We start from the raw sequence: 22,397 nt of genomic DNA on the forward strand, positions 1-22,397 counted from the left end.
AGTACCTGTTTGTCGTCGGGCACTGATGGATTTTTCAAGCCTACCAATCTTGTGCTTTCTGCTCTTTCTCTGGTCCGAAAACGACAGACAATGGATCTTGATGGATCAATACATCCGCATCAGGAAACAGAGCCAATAAATTATCTTCCACTTTATCAGCAATGTAATGCGCCTCAATTAATCGTAAGTTATCGTCTAGCTCTAAATGCAACTGTATAAAGCGCGTCGGTCCTGACATTCGCGTGCGTAACTGATGCACGCCCAATACCCCTTTTACGCTCAAACAAGCTTGGTTAATTTGCTCAAGCTCTTCATCGGGCAACTTTCTATCAAGTAAGGTTTGAATCGCTTCGCTGACCATTTTGAAAGCGCTATAAAGAATGAAGACACCAATACCAATCGCAAACACAGCATCCGCTTGAGTCACTCCAAAATAACTGAGCCCCAGAGCAACCATGATCGCAGCATTCATATACAAGTCAGTCTGATAATGCAGAGAATCCGCCGCTATTGCTTGGCTCCCCGTCACGCGAACCACATGTTTTTGGAACATCACCAAGCCAAGTGTGACCACAATCGCAAACAGCGATACATACACACCTAACTCCGGTGCGTGTAAAGCATGTGGGCGGAAAAATCGGTCAATCCCGTTAAGAATCAAAAATACTGCCGAGCCCGAAATAAACATTGCTTGGGCTAGGGCCGCTAAGGACTCAGCTTTACCATGTCCAAACGTATGTTCGCGGTCTGCCGGTTGTAAGGCGTAACGAACCACCACAAGATTCACAACCGAAGCCGCGATATCTAACATGGAGTCAATCAATGACGCCAATAAGCTCACTGAGCCGGTTACCCACCACGTGATAACTTTTACTATCAGAAGAAGCGTCGCCACAATGGTTGCAGTCCAAGCGGCGGTCGTAACTAAACGTGCGTATTGCTGTTTCATAATCAAAGAGTTAACTAAAACCATACGTTGAGTATATTGAATGACCATGAAATAACCAGATCAAAAAGAGGCAACCAATGGCTGCCTCTTTATATAACATCAATTCATGACTTAATTATTGCGCGACTTTTCCATGAGCTTGTGCATTCTGTCGCCACACTCTTGCATACGTTCATTTTGTAGCTCAACAAATTTCGCTTTCTGCTCAGGTGTTAATACGCTAAGCATTTGGTGCTTTCTTTCTAGCATTTGCACGCGACGTTCCGTTTGGCGCTCAACCATCTCTTTTGCTAATTCGGTAGCTTGAGCTTCATCAAAATTATCCGCCAGCAAAAGCGATTGCACTTTTGCGTGATGCGCTTGACGCTCAGCCATACGTGCTTCTTTGCCATCAGCGAATTTTGCTTTCATTTCTGCTTTGTTTGCTTCACGCATTTCTTTTAGCTGATCTTTTTGTGCATCAGTCAGGTCTAGTTGACGCATGACACCTCGGTCCATACCCATGCCGCATTCGTCACGAGGACCTTTATGATGGTTTTTACCACCGTAAGCGAATGCGCTTGCGGCGCCAAGAGTAAGAGGTAGAACAACAGCAGCTAACACAAGTTTTTTTGCAGACTTCATAATACGATTCCTTACACAGGTGAGTGGTTCTTCTGAGCTGTTCTCACAGCGCTTGAGTATAGAATACGACCCGCTAGGTAAAGCGACGTATAGGGAGCGTAAAGAATCGTAAAGAGTGATTTTTCTCCTCTTCGTTGCGCATCATTCCAATGTAATATTAGGCTATCGGTAACTTACTATAGGTGCCCCCATGGCAAACATTCTTTTAATCGATGACGATATCGAGCTAACTAGCTTATTAAAAGAAGTACTCAGTTTCGAAGGGTTTGACGTCAGCGAAGCAAATGACGGTGAAGCCGGCTTAGCCGCGATCAATGATAAGATTGATTTGATTTTGTTGGATGTCATGATGCCAAAACTCAATGGCATGGAAACGCTGAAACGCTTACGTGAAAATTGGGAAACTCCCGTCTTGATGCTGACCGCTAAAGGGGAAGAAATTGATCGCGTGATCGGCTTGGAACTGGGCGCGGATGATTATTTACCAAAACCTTTTAGTGACCGAGAGCTGTTAGCGCGAATCCGCGCGATTTCACGCCGCACTAGCAGCACACAAAAAAATACCAAAAACAGCGATTGCATTGAGTATCAAGAAATCCGCCTCTATCCCGGTAAGCAAGAAGCGTATTGTGAGCAACAGTTACTCGATCTCACAGCAACCGAGTTTGCGCTACTCACCCACTTCGTACAAAACCCAGGACAAGTGCTGACCAAAGAGACACTGAGCTTAGATGTGCTTGGTAAACGACTCGCTGCTTTTGATCGCGCTATCGATATGCATGTCTCGAACTTACGTAAAAAATTACCAGATCAAAGCAATGGCAAGCCGCGAATTAAAACCCTGCGTGGTCGTGGCTACATGCTGCTTGAGGAGGATTAATGCGCCTATCACGCATCAAACTGCCAAACATCAATAGCCTGTATGGACGCATCTTTGCCATTTTTTGGTTCACCATGTTATTAGTATTGATAGCCGTGCTATCACTGCCACATTTGGACCCACGCAAAGCTCGCGATATTCCAGAAGAACACTACAAACGTATGGTAGAAACGCGTGACTCAATCCAACAAAAATACAGCCAGCAAACTGATTTAGGCCGCATACTTTTTCGTATCGAGGGCAACCGTCACGGCAAGCACGACCCTCGCCCACGAGTCTTTTTTTCTGACTACAGCGGTAATGTTCTTACGACAGAAAAACGCAGCAATTTTCAATTGCGTGCCATGCAAAACTTTGTCACCAGTATCGAAGATTACAATAATCCAAAGCAGAAGCTGTATGGTCGATACATGATTGCGGGCCCAATTCCTATCACTTTGGCAGGTTCCGATATCTTGATGTACGTGGGCTTCAAATGGAATGAGCCACCACCTCTACTCCTGCGTCTGTTTGATCACCCATTCCAGCTCTTGCTTGCAGTCATGCTGGTTAGTACACCATTGCTGTTATGGCTTGCTTGGGCTTTGAGTCAGCCTGCACGTCGTCTTGAAGCCGCTGCTCAACGTGTGGCGAAAGGTGAATTTGTCACAGACCCAAATTTAGAAAAAGGTACGGCGGAATTTCGTCAAGCAGGCAGCAGCTTCAACCAGATGGTCGAAGCGGTTAATCAAATGATTTCAGGACAACAACGTTTGCTATCCGATATCTCTCACGAGCTGCGCTCACCTTTAACTCGTCTGCGCATGGCAAGCGCATTAGCGACGCGTAAACAAGGCGAAAGCCCAGAACTGACTCGTATCGATACCGAAGCGCAGCGCTTGGAACAGATGATCAGTGAACTATTAGAGCTTTCTCGCATGCAGGCGAACAGTCATATGACTCGCGAAACACAGCCACTAGAAAGTTTATGGGAAGAAATCATTAAAGATGCGCAGTTTGAAGCAGAGCAAATGGGCAAACAGCTACACTATTCAGAATTACCTAAGCGCAATATTTCCGGTAACCCTAAACTGCTGATGAGTGCGGTGGAAAATATCGTTCGTAACGCCATTTACTACGGAAAAGATGAGGTACAAATCGACATCAAAGCCGATGACGATACGCTTCGTATCACGGTTGACGATAATGGAGAAGGTGTACCAGAAGAGGAACTGGCCGCGATTTTTCGCCCGTTCTATCGCGTTTCCACGGCACGCGATCGCCACTCTGGCGGCACAGGTCTCGGCCTAACCATTACCGAAAGTGCCATTCGCCAGCACAGTGGCACGATCGCAGCCAGCCGAAGTCCGTTAGGCGGATTGCGCATGAGTATCACCTTACCGATCAATTGTTAGTCTCAATTTGATGAACTAACAATAATTCGCACCATATTTCTAGAGTGAGTGATTCACAGCCCCACCCTCACTTTAGAAATTGGCGAGGCTTCTTAGAATACCCTTACAAAGATCAAAGTTGATAATAATTATCGTTAGCATTAAAGTAAATTTTCCAATTAAGGAGGATTTACTATGTCACATACATTTCCCGCTCTGCCTTACCCGTACGATTCACTAGAGCCGTACATCGACGCGAAAACCATGGAAGTGCATTACAGCAAACACCACAAGACGTACTTTGATAAGTTTGTAAATGCCGTTGAAGGGAGCGAGCTCGAAACTCAGTCATTAGACGAGATCTTTGACAATATCTCTAAGCTCAGTCCAGCAGTACGTAATAATGGTGGCGGCTATTACAACCACATCATTTATTGGAATTGCATGTCACCAAACGGTGGCGGAGAGCCTCAAGGCGCGCTTGCTCAAGCAATTAACGATAAATTTGGTAGCTTTGCGCAATTTAAAGAGGCGTTTGCCCAAGCTGCCATCAATACCTTTGGGTCTGGCTTTGCATGGCTGATCGTAAAAGATGGTGAGATTCACATTACGTCCACCAGTAATCAAGACAACCCTCTGATGGACGTAGTGGATGTGCGCGGTGAACCAATCCTCGCATTAGACGTGTGGGAGCACGCGTATTACATCAGCTACCAAAACCGTCGCCCAGAATATATTGATGCGTGGTGGAACGTCGTCAACTGGCGAGCAGTTGAAGAAAACTATGCTCACGCTCTCTTATAAAGAGCATCACTACTCACGGTATTAACATCCGCGCTAATGCCTGCTTTCATACCCAGGTCAATCTTGCTGAATCTCGCATATCTCGGTGACTTGGGTATATACTGCCCCTCTCTTTGACCAACTCTATTTCAATACCATGTTTGATATCGCTTTATACGAACCAGAAATCGCGCCGAACACCGGCAACATCATTCGACTATGCGCCAACTGCGGTGCAAACCTTCACTTAATTGAACCTCTGGGTTTCGATCTTGAAGAGAAAAAAGTCCGCCGTGCTGGTTTGGATTACCATGATTTAGCTCGCGTAACACGCCATAAAAACTATCAAGCGTTCTTAGAGTATTTAGAGAAAGAGAAGCAAGGTAACTATCGATTGTTTGCCTGCACCACCAAAACCACAGGTCACCACGTTGATGCACAATACCAAGCGGGTGATGTTTTGATGTTTGGTCCAGAAACTCGTGGCTTGCCTGCTGAAATCATCGATAGCTTGCCAATGGAGCAGCGTATTCGCATTCCAATGATGCCAGATGCGCGCAGCCTAAACCTTTCGAATGCCGTTGCGATCATTGCTTTTGAAGCATGGCGTCAAATGGGCTTTGAAGGCGCATTGTAAGCAGCACGAATTCCAAATACAGAAAAGGGCGCTTGGTGCGCCCTTTTGTTTTCTTTACTGTCTAACTCAATCAGTTGAGCTTGTTGCGATCATCATCGTCTTTACGCTCGTATTCCCCTTCGAAGGTCTTGCCATTATCTGACTGGGAATCAAAAGGGTCACGACGGAACGGGTCTTGCTCAAATGGCCCCTGGTTAGAGAAACCACCTTGGAAGCCACCACCATGCATGGTTTTCACCACCATTTTGCTCATCAAGTATTTAGCTATCGCGGCGCGTGGCGCAGGAAGCAACACCAACATACCAAGGGCATCGGTCATAAAGCCCGGGGTTAACAGTAGCACGCCAGCCACCGCTAGCATTACGCCTTCAAAAATTTGCTGGGCTGGAATTTCACCTTGTTCAAGACGCCCCTGTACTGACATCAGTGTTTGTATACCTTGGCTACGAACCAACGACGCACCAACAAATGCAGTGATTAAGACTAGTGCAATGGTCGGCCATAAACCTAAAAAGCCGCCCACCTGAATAAATAAGCCGATTTCAATGATCGGAACAAAAATAAACGCTAATAATAAGATAGGAAACACACGCCCTCCTTTGTTTAATTCAGTGTAATGGTAAAAGCAGACTAAGCTCAAACGAATCGTTGTAAAAAAGCGTGTTCATACTGGTCTCCTTCTCTTTTAGACAAAGTAGCGGGAACGCGTTTCATTCAATTGCATACCGATTTTTTCGTGCTTTTAAAGTGCTAATTTCGAACTCTAAAAACTCATGTTTGTCGAGGAAAATCGAGTACCTATAAAGGGTTATTAATAACCCGTTCATACTTTGCAAATTATTGACTCATGAAAAACGAAAAAGGTGATCTAGTTACTATTTTTATGCGCTAGGTGCAGTATCATGTGCCACATAAGTCAGGACGGATTTTCCAGCCAAAAATTCTGATGAATGGATTCTAGATTGCAGAAATGGCTAATAAATAACTTTATTATCAGAATTATCATCTAAGGATCCTGCTATGGCTACCCTATCTGATGCTCCAAAAACAGCAAACCCAGCCACTCGTATTGAAGAAGATCTATTAGGTCAACGTCATGTCCCTGCAGATGCGTACTACGGTATTCATACGCTACGTGCGATCGAGAACTTCAACATCTCTAATATGACCATCTCTGACGTACCAGAATTTGTACGCGGCATGGTAATGACCAAAAAAGCAGCAGCGTTAGCAAACAAAGAACTTGGCGCTATTCCAAAAGACGTTGCAAACTACATCATCGAAGCGTGTGATTTGATCCTAGAAACTGGCAAGTGTATGGATCAGTTCCCATCAGACGTATTCCAAGGCGGTGCAGGCACTTCAGTTAACATGAACACGAACGAAGTGATCGCAAACGTTGCGCTTGAGTTGATGGGTAAAGAGAAAGGCCAATACGAATTTGTTAACCCAAATGACCATGTAAACAAGAGCCAATCAACCAACTGTGCGTACCCAACAGGTTTCCGTATTGCGGTATACAACAGCGTACACAAGCTAATGGAAGCAATTGAGTACCTAAAAGGCGCATTCGAACTTAAAGCCGTTGAGTTTAAAGATGTACTGAAAATGGGCCGTACTCAGCTTCAAGACGCGGTACCAATGACAGTTGGTCAAGAGTTCCATGCGTGGGCGGTAACACTAAACGAAGAGATTCGTGCTCTAGATTACACATCTAAACTCCTCCTAGAAATCAACCTAGGCGCAACCGCAATCGGTACTGGTCTAAATACACCAACTGGCTACCAAGCGCTTGCAGTAAAACACCTAGCGGAAGTAACAGGCCTTGATGTTGTTGCAGCAGAAGACCTGATCGAAGCAACGTCTGACTGTGGCGCATACGTAATGACTCACGGCGCGCTAAAACGCCTAGCAGTGAAACTATCGAAGATCTGTAACGACCTTCGTCTACTTTCTTCTGGTCCTCGTGCGGGTCTAAATGAATTGAACCTACCTGAAATGCAAGCAGGCTCTTCAATCATGCCAGCTAAAGTAAACCCAGTTATCCCAGAAGTAGTAAACCAAGTTTGCTTCAAAGTTCTCGGTAACGACAACACGGTTTCTTTCGCAGCAGAAGGCGGTCAGCTACAGCTAAACGTAATGGAACCTGTGATCGCACAAAGTGTGTTTGAGTCTATCTCTCTACTACACAACGCGTGTGTGAACCTACGTGATAAATGTATCGACGGCATCACTGTGAACAAAGAAGTTTGCGAAAACTACGTTTACAACTCTATCGGTATCGTCACTTACCTAAACCCATACATCGGCCACCACGAAGGTGACATCGTAGGTAAGATTTGTGCGGAAACTGGTAAAAGTGTTCGTGAAGTCGTGCTAGAGCGCGGTCTGCTTACAGCAGAGGAGCTTGATGAAATCTTGTCAGTAGAAAACTTCATGCATCCTACTTACAAAGCAAAACGTTACGAGTAATAACGAATCCGAAGGGGGCCACTCAGGCCCCTTTTTTAGGCTCTCATACGGTTAACCACATTTTTTATATGCTTTTATTGCCGCTAAACCACTAGGTTCTCATTCTCTGAGCATTTACTCCTGTTCCTGAGTGTTCAAAAAATCAGAATCAAATAAAAAACTAAAGAGGTATCAATATGGTCATGGTCGAACTCTTCGTGGTTCTGCTCTTCATCTATTTGGGGGCAAGAATCGGTGGTATCGGCATTGGTTTTGCCGGTGGTGCTGGGGTCATTGCGTTGTCTTTGATCTTGGGCGTACCAACAAGCCAAGCTTACATTCCCGTTGACGTAATTTTGATCATCATGTCTGTAATCACCGCTATCGCAGCAATGCAAGTAGCTGGTGGTTTAGACTGGATGGTGCAAGTTGCTGAAAACTTTTTGCGCAAGCATCCTGAGCGCATCACCTTTTATGCGCCTATCGTAACTTACCTAATGACATTAATGGCGGGTACTGGCCACACGGCATTCTCTACTTTGCCAGTGATTGCAGAAGTAGCGAAAGGCCAAGGCGTGCGCCCTTCTCGTCCACTGTCTATCGCGGTCGTGGCATCGCAAATCGCTATCACCGCATCACCAATCTCAGCGGCTGTTGTAGCGTTCGCGGCAATGCTGCACCCATTTGGCGTTGACTACCTAACACTACTAGCAATCTGTATCCCAACGACGTTCATCGCGTGCATGATCGGTGCGTTCGTGGCGAACTTCATGGGCTGTGAGCTAAAAGACGATGCTGAATACCAAGAGCGTCTAGAAAAAGGCTTAATCAAGCTAAATACAGAAGCAAAACGCGAAATCCTACCAACAGCGAAGAAAGCAACCTTCATCTTCCTAGGCGCAATCGCATTTGTCGTGTGTTACGCAGCAGCAATTTCTGGCTCTGTTGGCCTTATCGAGAACCCTGCTCTAGGTCGTAACGAAGCTATCATGACGGTAATGCTAGCAGCTGCGGCAGCTATCGTAATGAGCTGTAAAATCGATGCTGGCAAAATCCCAGCCGCAGCAACATTCCGCTCTGGTATGACAGCGTGTGTGTGTGTTCTTGGTGTGGCATGGCTAGGTTCTACGTTCGTTAACGCGCACGTTGACGGCATCAAAGAAGTGGCTGGTGCGCTACTAGCAGACTACCCATGGATGCTAGCACTTGTTCTATTCTTCGCTTCAATGCTGCTTTACTCGCAAGGTGCAACTACTGTTGCGCTGATGCCAGCAGCACTAGCAATCGGTGTGGCACCACTTACCGCAGTTGCATCTTTCGCAGCAGTAAGTGCGCTATTCGTGCTGCCAACTTACCCAACGCTTCTAGCAGCGGTTGAGATGGACGACACGGGTTCAACTCGTATCGGTAAGTACGTATTCAACCACCCATTCTTTGTACCTGGTGTGGTAACCATCGCTTCTGCGGTAGCACTTGGCTTCGCATTCGGTGGTCTACTGATCTAGTAGAAACAGAGTCTTACTCGGGGAGCTTCGGCTCCCTTTTTTATTCCCTGTTGTCTTGATTTATGCTCAATAAATCTTCATTTTCATGAAACTTATTGACTCGCCTCCGGGTCTGATTGAGTTACACTAACGGCAATTATCTAAGATGAATTGACTCTTTTATGCGCGCATTACTTTCCGTTTTACTCTTAGGGCTCATTACCTTTTCCACTCCGTCTTTAGCTTTATTTGGCAAAGACCAGTTTAACAGTAGCCAGAACAACAGTTTTGGTAGCAGCAGCGACAGCTTTGTTCCGGTTGATCAGGCGTTTCCATTTAACTTCTACCAGCAAGATGACAAATTGATGCTCGATTGGCAGGTACGTGACGGGTACTACCTATATCAAGAGCGCTTGTCTGTAGCTGGTGAGAAAGTATCGCTAGGCGAACTGCAAATGGAAGACGGCACACCGCATAAAGATGAATTCTTTGGTGACGTGCATATCTATACTCAACCTCTCTTCGTTAATGTACCAATGCATGATTGGCAAGACGGTGCTCGCGTAGTCGTGCAATACCAAGGTTGTGCGAAAGCAGGCTTCTGTTACCCGCCAGAAACTCGCGTGATTCCTATCAGCGCGTTTACTTCGTCGAACTCAGATTCAACAACGGCGACAACTGCATCAAAAGCAGAACAGGCACCAACAGCAACGCCACCAGCGGCGCAATCATCTACGTCTGGTGACACATCATCGGCGCCAGTAACACAGCAAGATAGCCTTGCAGCCAACCTTGCTGATAACTGGTGGACACCACTTCTGTTCTTGGCGCTTGGTGTGGGCTTGGCATTTACACCTTGTGTGCTACCGATGTACCCAATTCTGACCAGCATAGTGCTTGGCAGTGGCAAACTAAGCCAACGCCGCGCGCTAGGCTTGTCATTCGTCTACGTGCAAGGCATGGCGCTGACTTACACCCTACTCGGCCTTGTGGTCGCGTCTGCTGGCATGCAGTTCCAAGCGGCAATGCAACACCCTTATGTGCTGATTGGTTTGAGCGTACTGTTCATCGCACTCGCTTTTTCTATGTTTGGTCTGTACTCATTACAGCTACCAAGCAGCGTGCAAACGTGGCTGAATAACTTAAGTAACAAGCAGCAAGGTGGTAGCAGTGCTGGCGTGTTTGCAATGGGGGCAATATCTGGCTTGGTTTGTTCTCCGTGTACTACCGCCCCACTCTCTGGTGCGCTGCTTTACGTCGCACAAAGTGGCGACTTACTCACCGGTGGGGTCGCCCTTTACGCGCTAGCGATGGGCATGGGTATTCCGTTGATCCTTGTAGCGGTATTTGGCAACAAGTTGCTACCAAAAGCAGGTGGTTGGATGGACCGTGTGAAAACACTCTTCGGCTTTATTCTGCTTGCCGCGCCTATCTTCTTACTAGAACGCATCATGCCAGAAATGTGGTCAACGATTCTGTGGTCAGCACTGGGTATTGCTGCTTTTGGTTGGCTATACCACATCAAAAACAGTCTAGAGTTTGGTGGCTGGAAACAAAGTGCCGTGGGCATAATCGCCGTCTTAGGTTTGCTAGCCTCAGCACAACCTATCTTAAATTACTGGTTTGGCAACAGCAAAACACAAACTCAGCAAGCCACTGTTAGCTTTACTCGCATTGCTAACGTGGCGGAGCTTGAAGAACAACTGGCACTTGCGAAAGCGGCAGGTAAACCCGTCATGCTCGATTTCTACGCCGATTGGTGTGTAGCATGTAAAGAGTTTGAAAAGTACACCTTCCATGACCCAAGCGTCGAAGCCAAACTGCAAGACTTCGTTCTTCTGCAAGCAGACGTGACCAAAAACCAAGTGCAAGACATCGAACTACTGAAGCACATGAGTGTGCTTGGTTTACCAACAATTGAGTTTTGGGATGCCAGTGGTGAACACGTTTCAAACGCTCGTTTGACGGGCTTTATGCAAGCCGAGCCTTTCTTAGAGCATATCAAGCAGTTCTGATAACCAGATATTCAAACGCCAGTGATGTCCACTGGCTTTTTTTGTTGCTCAGATTTGAATAAGAACATTGCGTTTATATGCAATTTTCCTAATAAAAGTCGATTTGGTTCAGACTTTTAGCGAATAAATATTGTCCACTCTCTCAAAGCTGGACAATAATAAATTTAACGAAATAGTCAAAAGTGTTTAACGTCATGGATTCGACCTACACCATCATTATTGCAGATGATCACCCACTCTTCCGGAATGCCTTGTTTCAATCTATCCACATGGCTATTAGTGGTGCAAATTTGCTGGAAGCGGACTCACTCGACGCACTTCTGGCTTTGTTGGAGCGAGAGGAAGAGCCAGATTTAGTGCTATTGGATCTCAAAATGCCAGGAGCAAATGGTATGTCTGGCTTGATTCATTTGCGAGCAGAGCATCCAGATTTACCTATCGTCGTCGTTTCAGCGAGTGAAGAGCCGGCGATCGTGACGCAAGTGAAAAGCCATGGTGCATTTGGTTTTATTCCCAAGTCCAGCGACATGCGCGAATTAGTGAACGCGCTCAATCAAGTGCTGAATGGCGACCCATACTTCCCTGAAGGGTTGATCACCAATAACGCGGCATGTAATGACTTAGCGGAAAAGATTGCTGCGCTAACACCGCAGCAATATAAAGTGTTGGGAATGTTGTCCGATGGCTTGCTGAACAAGCAAATCGCTTACGAATTGAATGTTTCAGAAGCCACCATAAAAGCGCACATGACAGCGATTTTCCGTAAGCTCGGTGTAAAGAACCGCACGCAAGCCGTGATTATGCTGACGGAAATGAGCGACTAGATTGACGTCTTATCGTCAGACTTACTTTTTTCGTTTGGCAATCGGATACCGACTTTAGTGACCTGCTGATCAACAACATCAGCGACGATCCAATGCAAACCTTGCCACTCGAAATGGTCTCCCAATACTGGCGTGCTACCTAATTGCTCTTCGACAAGGTTTCTCAAACTTTTATCCAGCGGTTCATCCCCCAGATTCAAACCATACATCACGGCAATATCGGCAAGCTTCACTTCAATATCGAGGAAGAAGTCACCGAAGAATCGCGCTAGCGACGCTTTCTCTGGGGCTTCACTAAACAGTAAGCTCAGTGCATCTAAATCCTTTTCTTGTGCTAATACACACAAGGTATCATCTTCCTCAAGACGCGTACTGCCGGATGGGTGCAATAGCTCTTTACTGCGAAATACAGCGGCGATACGCGTTCCTTCCGGCATCGAAAGACTACGTAATGGCTCACCAATGCACCATTTATCTGCTTTAAGTCTATAGATAAACAGCTCCCACTCACTGGTCGGGTAAATCTCTACACCCGTACGCGAAATTGGCTCAGGCTTAGAAGGTAGCTCGACCTTTGCAAGAGACATCGCCTTAGTCAACGTGCCCCCTTGTACTATCAAAGACACCATTACTACAAAGAATGCCAAATTGAAGTACAGTTGAGCATCTGGCAACCCTGCCATCATCGGAAATACCGCGAGGATGATAGGTACAGCGCCACGCAATCCTACCCAAGAGACAAACCACTTTTCACGTGGCGTGAAACTCTTGAATGGCAGTAAACCAATCCAAACTGAGATTGGTCGGGCAAACAAAATCATCCCGAAAGCAAGCGCAAGACCTGGCAACGCAATAGAGAGTAAATTGGATGGCGTAACCAACAAACCAAGCACCAAGAACATACCAATTTGAGCTAGCCACGTCATACCATCTAAAACATGAAGAATAGAGTGGCGGCTGCGTGTTGGACGGTTACCTAATAAAAGACCAACAAGGTAAATCGACAAAATACCACTGCCACCCAAAGTGTTAGATAAAGCGAAAATAAGCAAGCCACCACTGACCGTTAAAATAGAATACAGCCCATCTGGTAATTGATTGCGATTGATAACTTTCCATAAGAGCCAGCCACCAGCGAAGCCAAGTAACGCGCCAATACCAAACTGCTTAAGAAAACTGAACGCCAAAAAGCCCGCACTTAAATCTGCGCCAGGGTTCGCTAAAATAGCAATCAGAGTTACGGTCAGAAACACCGCCATTGGGTCATTGGTGCCGGATTCAATTTCCAGCGTTGAACCAACACGTTCGTTCAGGCTACGACCTTTGAGTAGAGAGAAGACCGCGGCAGCATCGGTGGAACCAACAATCGCACCAACCAATATGCCTTGCAATAAATCTAAGTCGAATAACCACGTTGCCATCAGCCCGGTTAAAATGGTGGTGATCGCAACGCCAAATGTCGCCAAAGAGACCGAGGGCCATAACGCAACCCTAAAGCTGGCGACCCGCGTTCTCATCCCACCATCAAGCAAAATGATGGCTAATGCGAGGTTACTAACCAAATAAGCGATCGAAAAGTTATCGAATAAAATGCCGCCTAAGCCGTCTTCCCCCGCTAGCATTCCAACGGCTAAAAATACCAAAAGAATTGGGATTCCCAACTTAGAAGACACTGGGCTTAAAAGAACGCTAAGTGCGATTAACAACGCACCTATTAGAAAAAAACTGTTAATGGTGTCTGCGTCCATTCTCACCCTCCCTTAATGAAAAACGATAATAATTGTGATGAGCAGGCTACTTCGTTAATGAGGTAATGCCCTAATCTGCCTCCCCTTTACACCGTCTCAAAATGCGAGGTTGTACGAGAATGACTCAGTTATATTACTTTATTGTGCGTTAAAACGGTGATTTGATGCGAAAACTTTATGTAAATAAATTACTTGTGAGCTTTCTTATCTACGCCTTCTCTCTTTAAGAGCCACAAGATCACCACCAATACTTACACAGCATCTCCAAGTTCAATGAAGAAAAGATTAATGGCCCGTCTTAATCATGCCTGTTTATCCAATCAACCTTTAGACCTTTGGCTAACTTAACAGTTTATTAACATAACGTTTTACCCCTTTGTTCGCTGCAAAAGCCCATAATATGGGGGTTCTTCATTTTTAACACCCCGACTAAAGTTGAAAAGAGTTATTGCCAACACCTTGCTAATGTACATATTGAAACATTTCATTAACAACAATACCAATCGTAAGGAGACGGCAATGGCATTTGAAAGCGAAGAAAGAGCCAAAGCCTATTGGGACAAAAACGTGAAGCTCATGATCGGCCTAATGGTCATCTGGTTCGTCGTGTCTTTCGGCTGCGGCATTTTATTTGTCGACGTACTAAATCAATTTCAACTAGGCGGTTACAAACTCGGTTTCTGGTTTGCTCAACAAGGCTCCATCTATGCCTTCCTAGGAATTATTTTCTATTACGCATGGAAGATGCGCCAAATTGACCGTGAATTCGGCGTGGACGAATAAGGAGTCACTCAGATGGATTTGAAAACTATTACCTACCTGGTCGTTGGCGCCACGTTCATCCTGTACATCGGGATTGCTATTTGGGCTCGCGCCGGATCAACCAAAGAGTTTTATGTTGCTGGTGGCGGTGTAAACCCGATTGCAAACGGTATGGCAACCGCAGCCGATTGGATGTCCGCAGCGTCGTTTATCTCAATGGCAGGCTTAATTGCCTTCATGGGCTATGGCGGCTCAGTATTTCTAATGGGTTGGACTGGTGGCTACGTTCTGCTTGCGCTGTTGCTAGCACCTTACCTACGCAAATTTGGTAAGTTTACGGTGCCAGAGTTTGTTGGTGAACGCTTTTACTCCAACACAGCACGTATCGTAGCGGTTGTTTGTCTTATCATCGCATCAGTGACTTATGTTATCGGTCAGATGAAAGGCGTGGGCGTTGCGTTTGGTCGCTTCTTAGAAGTGGATTACTCCACCGGCCTATTAATTGGTATGTGTATCGTTTTCATGTACGCGGTTCTTGGCGGCATGAAAGGCATCACTTACACGCAGATTGCTCAATATTGCGTACTCATTCTTGCTTACACTATCCCTGCAATCTTTATCTCTCTGCAACTCACTGGTAACCCAATCCCACAAATTGGTCTGGGGAGTACCATGGCTGGTACCGATGTCTATCTACTCGATCGGCTTGACCAAGTGGTGACCGAACTCGGATTCAGTGAATACACGACCCAAGTACGTGGCGACACACTTAATATGTTTGTCTACACCATGTCACTGATGATTGGTACTGCCGGTCTACCACACGTAATTATCCGTTTCTTTACCGTGCCGAAGGTTCGCGACGCACGTACATCAGCAGGCTGGGCTCTGATCTTCATCGCAATCCTTTACACTACTGCACCAGCGGTATCAGCGATGGCTCGCCTCAACCTAATGAATACGGTAAATCCAGCTCCGGGTCAGCACCTAGCGTATGACGAGCGTCCTGCGTGGTTCAAAAACTGGGAAACAACTGGACTACTCGGTTTTGACGATAAAAATGGCGATGGCAATATCCAATACACTTCAGATGCGTCCACCAACGAACTGCGCGTTGATAACGACATCATGGTATTGGCTAACCCAGAGATCGCTAAACTACCAAACTGGGTGATTGCACTTGTGGCAGCAGGTGGTCTTGCAGCTGCACTATCTACCGCAGCAGGTTTACTACTCGCCATTTCTTCAGCTATTTCCCATGACTTAATCAAAGGGGTTATCAATCCGAACATATCCGAGAAAAAAGAGCTACTTGCTAGTCGAATATCAATGGCAGTAGCGATAGCAGCCGCAGGCTATCTCGGTTTAAATCCGCCTGGATTTGCCGCAGGTACGGTAGCACTCGCCTTTGGTCTTGCCGCTTCATCCATCTTCCCTGCATTGATGATGGGCATCTTCAGCAAGAGCATCAACAAAGAAGGCGCAATCGCCGGTATGATTGCAGGTATCAGTATTACGCTGTTCTACGTATTCCAACACAAAGGCATTCTTTTCGTCGCTGATTGGAAATATCTAGAAAGCTGGGGAACAAACTGGTTCCTGGGTATTGAGCCAAACGCGTTTGGTGCTATCGGCGCACTATTTAACTTCATTGTTGCATTCGCTGTATCCAAAGTAACTGCAGAAACGCCACAAGAAGTAAAAGACCTAGTCGAACACGTTCGCGTACCAGTAGGTGCTGGTAGTGCAGTGGATCACTAAAAACTAATCAAAACCACAAAAGCCCCGTTTGGAACCAGCCGTCCGGGGCTTTTTTATTCTCACTTTTCAGTTACCATATTCGCAGTATGTCGTTGCAAGGAAGCCAAGATGTTCAAAAACAAGCACTTTATTCTCGCTCTACTGATTGCGCCAGTTCTCTCTTTGATCGCTTACTTCGGTACCGATATGGCCCTCAGCGAGAAACCCCACGCGGCGCAAGAAGGGGAAACTTACAAACTCGCGAGTAAGTCTAATTGTCGTTACACCAGTGGTCTGTGTGATATGGAAAATGGCGATTTTAAAGTGAAATTTCGCTCTGAAAAACTCACTAAAAATAACTTAGAATTGTCACTCAACGCCGCTTACCCACTCGAAGGGGTTAAAGTTTCTATTGTGAGTGACAAAGAGAAAAACGCTCAACCGATTGATATGAAGCCCGCCGATCAAGCAGGCCAAAGCTGGTACATCACCTTACCAAAGCCTGCATCTGCAGAAAGCTGGTTAAGAGTCGTCATTCAATCAGGCGGCACACTGTATTATGGTGAAACACAAACCGCATTTGTGAAGTACGAAACCTTATTTACTGAATAACGGCGACAAGCTAATTCACCGGTATTCAAACGACAGTGACTTAGTTTCACTCAGCATAAATGAATTCCTACTCAGCCGACGCCTTTGCGTCGGCTTTTGTTTCCGTAAGTCTTTCTTCAACAACCTCTTACTCTAAAAAGGGTTGCCAACCCACAACTTAATTGATAATAATTATCATTACATTTAATGAGAGGTGGTTATGGACAACAAACGGGACATCTTTAACGCATTTTTTAAAGCCCAAGATAGATTCCTTCTCGCCGCACCACATGGCTTTGAGCCAGACGTGATTCATGACTATATTCATTGGGGAATGGTGTTGTCTTCTTGTTATGAACACGATGCCGATGAAGAAAATCTATTGTTGTGTGAGCTGTTTTTACGTCAGGTTTATTTCCATTTACTAGACGCAATTCAAGACTCAACTCGCAGCCGTATCTTCCGTCGTGTCTGTCTCGATTCTATCCATACGCCATTATTCTGCCTCAAACGCTATTACTACCAGTTTGAACAAGGCGACGTGAAATTTCTCGCACTACAACAACAATTACGCCTGATTCAAATCTCACTCGATTAACCAAAAGGATCCCTACCATGAGCACCGAATTCCGCATAGAAACTGACAGTATGGGCGAAGTAACGGTCCCTGCAGATGCTCTCTACCAAGCCCAAACTCAACGCGCCGTCGATAACTTCTCATTCAGTCAACATAAAATGCCATCTGGTTTTATCAAAGCGTTAGCACACATCAAGCAGACTGCGGCACTCACCAACGCACAGCTAGGGCTGCTTGAAGGAGATATTGCCAACGCGATTGCTGACGCAGCTCAAGCAATTATCGAAGGCAATCATATTGAGCAATTCCCAATTGACGTGTTCCAAACAGGATCAGGCACTAGCTCAAATATGAATGCGAATGAAGTAATTGCAACACTGGCCTCCCAGCATCTAGGCGGCACTGTTAGCCCTAATGATCACGTCAACATGGGGCAAAGCAGCAACGATGTGGTACCGACGGCCATTCAAGTTAGCGCAGCATTAGCCATCGAAAAACAGCTCTTCCCGGCCCTGTCACACCTCAGCCAAACACTAGAGTCTAAACAGCAAGCATTGAAAGATGTTGTAAAAACCGGTCGCACCCACTTAATGGACGCGATGCCAATTACCTTTGCTCAAGAACTTGGCGGTTGGCAGTTCCAAATCGAGCATGCAAAACAAGCGATTGAACAAACACTTCCTGCTGTAAAAGCCTTAGCCCAAGGTGGTACGGCGGTTGGAACGGGGATCAATGCCGATCCACGCTTTGCAGACTTATTCGCTAGCAACCTAACCCAATCAACTCGCATTCAGTTCACGGCCAGTGATAACTTCTTTTTCAATTTAAGCAGTCAAGATGCGATCGTCGCTCTGTCGGGACAGCTCAAAACAGCAGCAGTTGCGATCATGAAGATCGCAAATGATCTTCGTTGGATGAATTCAGGCCCATTGGCTGGTTTAGGTGAAATTGAATTACAAGGCTTGCAGCCGGGTTCTTCCATCATGCCTGGCAAAGTAAATCCTGTGATCCCAGAAGCCGCAGCTATGGCATCAGCGCAAGTCATTGGTAATGACACCACCATTACCGTCGCAGGCCAAGCGGGCAACTTCCAGCTTAACGTCATGTTGCCAGTTATTGCTCATAACGTATTGGAGAGCATCGAGTTACTCTCTAACAGCGCAACCGCTTTAGCTGACAAAGCCATTGCGACGTTTGAAGTTCGCCAAGATAACTTGGATGTAGCACTCGCCAAAAACCCAATTTTGGTCACGGCTCTCAACCCGGTCATTGGTTACCTAAAAGCGGCAGAAGTCGCGAAAAAAGCCTACAAACAGGGGCGCGCGATTATTGATGTCGCGGAAGAAGAAACTGATTTGGATAGAGCCACACTAGAGCGATTGCTTAATCCAGCCAAACTGACCCAAGGCGGCGTCGCAGAATAAGCGGCAAACTCAGCCTATCAACTAAGATTACAAACATCGAGACCTCCATTCGGAGGTCTCTTTTTATAGCGATTTTTCAAACACTCCAATCCTAAGCGACTCGATTGAGCACCGAACGCAGCTTAAGCGGCTTAACTGGCTTAGCAATAAAGCTGAACCCATTTGCTTTGATGCCATCAAGCATATCATCGGTACGATCTGCACTGATGATGACGCCTTCAAAGCTGTGGCCTAATCTCAGGCGGCATTGCTGTAGCACTTCTAAACCAGTACGACCATCATCAAGTCGGTAATCGGAGAAAATTACATCCGGAATCCAACCATCCTCAAGCGCTTGTAGACTTTCAACTAAATCAATCGCAACTCGTGTATCGCAACCCCATCGGGAAAGTAAGTTTTCCATGCCGACTAGAATGTCAGGCTCATTATCGACACATAGGATTCTCAGATGACCAAGTTCAGATTGCTTATTCATCGCCACGCGAACTGGATGAGGCTGAACATGATCAGCTTTATCTAGGGTGATGGAAAAAACACTGCCTTTTCCAACCCAAGAGCGCATCGAAATTTCATGCCCAAGTACCTGAGCAATTCCTTTCGAAATCGCCAAACCAAGTCCGAGACCTTGGTCGGAACGAACTTGAGTTCCGCGATTAAACTCTTCAAAAATCTCTTGCTGCTTCTCTTCTTCAATCCCCACTCCATTATCCCATACATCAATACGCACTCGCCCTTTCACGCGGCGAACACCGAGTGCGACTTTGCCATTCGGGTTATAACGAAACGCATTGGTCAGGAAGTTTTGCACCACACGGCGCAGCAGTTTGGGATCCGACTTAACCATGAGTGAGGACGGAATCATGGTGAACTCTATACCTTGCTGTTTGGCTAACGCACTAAACTCAGCATTCAAATTCGATAACACATCATTTAACGCAAAGCCATGCACGTTGACTTCCAACTTGCCCGATTCCAAACGCGAGATATCCAGCAAATCTCCAATTAAGTCTTCGGCAGCCTCTAAAGCACTTTCAATGTGTGCTGACAGCTTTTTGGCTTCGCTGTCTTTGGCGACTTCCGATAGTGAAGAAGCGAATAGACGCGCCGCGTTGAGCGGTTGCATCAAGTCATGGCTTACTGCCGCCAAGAACCGTGATTTGGATTTCGATTCCAAATCCGAGCGCTGCGTCGCTTCCACCAGCTGCTTGTTAAGTTGTTCTAATTCTCGAGTCCGCAGACGTACCCTTTCTTCCAATGTCTCGTTGGCGTCTTTCAGTGCTTGCTCTGCATCACGGAATACGGTGATGTCGGTAAAGCTCATCACAAAGCCACCACCTGGCATTGGGTTACCTTGCACCTCTATCACGCGACCATCGGGACGAACCCGAGAGGAGGTGTGCCGAGTCCCTTGCTCAAGGTGATAAACACGGCGACGGACGTGGTCATCAGGGTCACCAGGGCCACACAACCCCTGCTCTGCATTGTGCCGAATCACATCCGCAATCGGTCGACCTACTTGAATCAGGCCTGGCGGAAATTCAAAGAGTTCTAAATAGCGTTGGTTCCACGCTACCAAGCGTAGTTGCTTATCGACGACCGCAATACCTTGCCCAATATGCTCAATCGCGCCTTGGAGTAAACCCCGACTAAAATCGTACAGTTCAGAGGCTTCATCGACGATAGTCGCCACCTCTTCAAGCTGCATGTTTCTTCCTTGCAGAGCGGAAGTAAGTACTAACTTAGCAGAAGATGCTCCAAATACCCCTGCTAGCACACGCTCCGTATGCCGAATCAGAGAAGATGGCGCTTGTTGATTCGGCATCAACTCTTCTCGTTGCTGGCTCCAGTAGGCTTGAAACGCCGCTTTAACTCGCGTTCGTCCTACAAATCTGGACGCTAGCATTTCCAGTTCTGCAACCGTAACGCGGCTCTGGTACAGACTCATATTTTCGCTTTCAGGCAACGGTGTACCAACGAATGATGCCGATTGTAAGCGCTCACTTAGGCTTGGTCGGGTAGCCATAGAAACCACAACAAAACACACTGCATTAGCGACCACGCTGAGGATCATCCCCCAATCTGAAATCGCGATATCAAAACTAGCCAATACCTCTGGTGGCGTAATCAACCAGATCAGGAAGTTATTACTGGCGTCTCCGGCAAGCATGTCTGTTTGGCTCATTAACGTAATCAACCAGGTAGCAAAACCCACCGCGAGGCCAACATACACACCTTTCTTATTCCCTTGACGCCAATACATACCGCCAACCAGCGCAGGAGCGAATTGCGTGATAGCCGCGAACGAGAGAAAGCCGATAGCAGAAAGTGAATGAATGGTGTCCAACGCTTGATAGAAACACCACGCGCCAATCAACAAAACTAAAATCAAACCACGGCGGATCCGCAGTAATAATTCAGAAAAATGGTGATGGTTACGCTGCGTCAGTCGCATGCGACGCAATAGCAATGGCATAACCAAGTCATTCGAGACCATGATCGCTAAGGCAATCGTCGATACGATAACCATGCCACTTGCCGCTGAAGTACCGCCTAGAAACGCAAGCAAGGCGATTTCACTCGCCCCGACCGACATCGGCACACTGATGACATAAGTATCAGGCGAAGCGCCACTCAAGAGACCTTGCCCTACCCACGCAATAGGTAAAACAAAAATCCCCATTAAGATCAGATAAATGGGGAACAACCAACGAGCCACATGCAAATCTTGAGCACGTTCATTTTCCACCACCATCGTATGGAATTGTCGCGGAAGGCAAACGATCGCCAGCATCGTGAGTACAGTATGAATCAATATAGTCGGGATATTTGGTGACTGATACGTCTGTGCGGCAACATCAATTAAGCTCAAATTCTCGGTGTTCATCGCCAACCAAACAATGAAGACACCAACCACTAAAAAAGCCAGCAGTTTGATAATGGATTCGAAGGCAATTGCCATCATCATCCCACGATGGTGTTCCGTGTTATCAATGTGGCGGGTACCGAATAGCATCGTAAAAATCGCCAATGCGACCACAACAAACCACGACACGCTATCGTTTTGATAACCAAAATCAGTAGCCAGCTCCGGAGCAATAATTTCAAGCCCCATAGTGATACCACGCAGCTGTAAAGCGATGTACGGCAAAATTCCCGCAACCGCTATGAGCGTAACAACCACGGCCAAACCTTGGGATTTACCGTAGCGTGCTCCGATAAAGTCAGCAATCGACGTGATGTGTTCCCGTTTAGCAATCAAAATAAGCCGAGCTAAAACGCGCCATCCGATGGTAAACACTAAAATGGGAGCAATATAGATGGGTAAGAAAGACCAAGGATTACTGCTGGCCTGCCCGACCGTGCCGTAGAAGGTCCACGATGTACAGTACACCGCAATGGAAAGGCTATAAATCCAAGGCCGCCAGCGCGCTAGCCACCTTTTCTGAATGTCGCCGTACCACGCGATGATAAATAAAGCTCCCAAATACGCTAAAGAAACGGGAACCACCAGCCATCCTTGCATCCGATATCCTTT

Annotated in this window: 18 protein-coding genes; 13 read left to right on the plus strand and 5 right to left on the minus strand. The window is 46.5% G+C overall.

Annotated elements, in window-relative coordinates; all coding sequences use genetic code 11:
- Nucleotides 1-40: 40 nt before the first annotated feature.
- Together fieF and R7Q41_RS21345 are read right to left on the minus strand one after the other, a co-directional pair.
- A complete protein-coding gene (gene fieF, locus R7Q41_RS21340) occupies nt 41-949 on the minus strand; it encodes a CDF family cation-efflux transporter FieF (RefSeq protein WP_025768809.1) in 909 nt (302 codons plus the stop codon).
- A 111-nt stretch (nt 950-1,060) separates the two neighbouring features.
- Nucleotides 1,061-1,573 (minus strand): CpxP family protein, encoded by a 513-nt coding sequence (locus R7Q41_RS21345; protein ID WP_017821773.1) that lies wholly within the window; start codon nt 1,571-1,573, stop codon nt 1,061-1,063.
- Between the two features lie 190 nt (nt 1,574-1,763).
- Between R7Q41_RS21345 and R7Q41_RS21350 the strand changes: the two genes are divergently transcribed.
- The 4 genes from R7Q41_RS21350 (at nt 1,764) to trmL (ending at nt 5,246) form a co-directional block, all read left to right on the plus strand.
- Complete coding sequence (locus tag R7Q41_RS21350) at nt 1,764-2,453, plus strand: response regulator (protein ID WP_318144655.1); 690 nt, start codon at nt 1,764-1,766, stop codon at nt 2,451-2,453.
- Nucleotides 2,453-3,847, plus strand: coding sequence for an envelope stress sensor histidine kinase CpxA (cpxA, locus tag R7Q41_RS21355; RefSeq protein WP_005382383.1), 1,395 nt, complete (start codon nt 2,453-2,455; stop codon nt 3,845-3,847). Before R7Q41_RS21350 ends, cpxA begins: the two co-directional genes overlap by 1 nt.
- Nucleotides 3,848-4,021: 174 nt before the next feature.
- Nucleotides 4,022-4,630, plus strand: coding sequence for a superoxide dismutase (locus R7Q41_RS21360; protein ID WP_005382382.1), 609 nt, complete (start codon nt 4,022-4,024; stop codon nt 4,628-4,630).
- 136 nt (nt 4,631-4,766) lie between these two features.
- Nucleotides 4,767-5,246, plus strand: a complete 480-nt coding sequence (trmL, locus tag R7Q41_RS21365; protein ID WP_005382381.1) for a tRNA (uridine(34)/cytosine(34)/5-carboxymethylaminomethyluridine(34)-2'-O)-methyltransferase TrmL — start codon at nt 4,767-4,769, stop codon at nt 5,244-5,246.
- Nucleotides 5,247-5,316: 70 nt separating this feature from the next.
- Here trmL and R7Q41_RS21370 read toward each other — a convergent pair whose 3' ends face one another.
- Nucleotides 5,317-5,835 (minus strand): FxsA family protein, encoded by a 519-nt coding sequence (locus R7Q41_RS21370; protein WP_005386383.1) that lies wholly within the window; start codon nt 5,833-5,835, stop codon nt 5,317-5,319.
- 431 nt (nt 5,836-6,266) lie between these two features.
- Between R7Q41_RS21370 and aspA the strand changes: the two genes are divergently transcribed.
- The 4 genes from aspA to R7Q41_RS21390 all read left to right on the plus strand — a co-directional run bounded on the left by aspA (nt 6,267) and on the right by R7Q41_RS21390 (nt 12,020).
- A complete protein-coding gene (gene aspA / locus R7Q41_RS21375; RefSeq protein ID WP_005382379.1) occupies nt 6,267-7,718 on the plus strand; it encodes an aspartate ammonia-lyase in 1,452 nt (483 codons plus the stop codon).
- A gap of 176 nt (nt 7,719-7,894) precedes the next feature.
- Nucleotides 7,895-9,202 carry an anaerobic C4-dicarboxylate transporter gene (locus tag R7Q41_RS21380; RefSeq protein ID WP_005382378.1) on the plus strand — a complete coding sequence of 436 codons (1,308 nt, stop codon included), beginning with the start codon at nt 7,895-7,897 and terminating at the stop codon, nt 9,200-9,202.
- Nucleotides 9,203-9,363: 161 nt separating this feature from the next.
- Nucleotides 9,364-11,196, plus strand: a complete 1,833-nt coding sequence (locus R7Q41_RS21385; RefSeq protein ID WP_017821772.1) for a protein-disulfide reductase DsbD — start codon at nt 9,364-9,366, stop codon at nt 11,194-11,196.
- A 194-nt stretch (nt 11,197-11,390) separates the two neighbouring features.
- Nucleotides 11,391-12,020, plus strand: coding sequence for a response regulator (locus tag R7Q41_RS21390; protein ID WP_005382375.1), 630 nt, complete (start codon nt 11,391-11,393; stop codon nt 12,018-12,020).
- On the opposite strand, the gene R7Q41_RS21395 is transcribed toward R7Q41_RS21390, so the two are convergent.
- Nucleotides 12,017-13,768, minus strand: coding sequence for a potassium/proton antiporter (locus R7Q41_RS21395; RefSeq protein WP_017821771.1), 1,752 nt, complete (start codon nt 13,766-13,768; stop codon nt 12,017-12,019). The genes R7Q41_RS21390 and R7Q41_RS21395 overlap by 4 nt on opposite strands.
- 519 nt (nt 13,769-14,287) lie before the next feature.
- Here R7Q41_RS21395 and R7Q41_RS21400 point away from each other — a divergent pair.
- From R7Q41_RS21400 to R7Q41_RS21420, 5 genes are all read left to right on the plus strand, one after another.
- Nucleotides 14,288-14,551 carry a DUF4212 domain-containing protein gene (locus R7Q41_RS21400; protein WP_005382373.1) on the plus strand — a complete coding sequence of 88 codons (264 nt, stop codon included), beginning with the start codon at nt 14,288-14,290 and terminating at the stop codon, nt 14,549-14,551.
- Between the two features lie 12 nt (nt 14,552-14,563).
- A complete protein-coding gene (locus R7Q41_RS21405; RefSeq protein WP_005382372.1) occupies nt 14,564-16,291 on the plus strand; it encodes a sodium:solute symporter family protein in 1,728 nt (575 codons plus the stop codon).
- Between the two features lie 108 nt (nt 16,292-16,399).
- Entirely contained in the window at nt 16,400-16,882 is a 483-nt protein-coding gene (locus tag R7Q41_RS21410) for a hypothetical protein (protein ID WP_005382371.1), read from the plus strand.
- Between the two features lie 199 nt (nt 16,883-17,081).
- The gene (locus R7Q41_RS21415; RefSeq protein WP_005382370.1) at nt 17,082-17,459 is read left to right on the plus strand and encodes a hypothetical protein; all 378 of its coding nucleotides are present in this window, start codon (nt 17,082-17,084) and stop codon (nt 17,457-17,459) included.
- A gap of 17 nt (nt 17,460-17,476) precedes the next feature.
- Nucleotides 17,477-18,862 carry a class II fumarate hydratase gene (locus tag R7Q41_RS21420; protein WP_005386369.1) on the plus strand — a complete coding sequence of 462 codons (1,386 nt, stop codon included), beginning with the start codon at nt 17,477-17,479 and terminating at the stop codon, nt 18,860-18,862.
- Nucleotides 18,863-18,953: 91 nt separating this feature from the next.
- Here the strand turns inward: R7Q41_RS21420 and R7Q41_RS21425 are convergent, their stop codons facing one another.
- Nucleotides 18,954-22,385: a PAS-domain containing protein gene (locus R7Q41_RS21425; protein ID WP_169628951.1), complete on the minus strand. Its 3,432-nt coding sequence runs from the start codon at nt 22,383-22,385 to the stop codon at nt 18,954-18,956.
- Nucleotides 22,386-22,397: the final 12 nt, after the last annotated feature.

Origin of the sequence: Vibrio sp. 2096 (genome assembly GCF_033339595.1) — a bacterium.
Taxonomy (GTDB): Bacteria; Pseudomonadota; Gammaproteobacteria; order Enterobacterales; family Vibrionaceae; genus Vibrio; species Vibrio alginolyticus.